The sequence below is a fragment of the Pseudomonas sp. KB_15 genome (genome assembly GCF_052114525.1).
Classification (GTDB): Bacteria; Pseudomonadota; Gammaproteobacteria; order Pseudomonadales; family Pseudomonadaceae; genus Aquipseudomonas.
This window is the reverse complement of record NZ_JBFREX010000334.1, coordinates 1-378: the sequence shown is the minus strand read 5'-3', so window position 1 is coordinate 378 and position 378 is coordinate 1. Positions and strand designations below refer to the sequence as shown.

Here is a 378-nt window from a genome sequence, read left to right as displayed (position 1 = left end):
CCGTACGGCAAGCTGCAGGCCAACGCCCAGATTGCCGGGCAGGCGCCGTTCGCGCTCTCCGCCGAGGCGCTGCTGGAGGGCCATTGGCAGGACGAATCGTTCGCCGTATCGGCCACGGCCAACGGCGCGCTGGACGCCCTGCGCGCCGAGGCGGAAGCCACCGGCGACCGCATCCGCGCGCGGGCCGGCATCGACGTGACGCCGTTCGGCAAGGTGCCGTTCACCCACCTGCTGATCGATGGGGACCGGATCAACCCGCGCCTGTTCAGCCCCACGGCGCCGCAGGCCAACCTGACCGTGCATGCCGAGCTGCGCCCCGTGGAAGCGGTGGCACCGCCGCCGCAGATCGCCCAGCCGGCGCCGGGGCAGTCCACGGCG

At 73.8% G+C, this 378-nt stretch carries 1 protein-coding gene; it reads left to right on the top strand.

The window, feature by feature from the left end; translation table 11 throughout:
* A partial coding sequence (locus tag AB4Z35_RS31150) for a hypothetical protein (protein WP_442101319.1) occupies window positions 1-378 on the top strand: 378 nt, incomplete at both ends.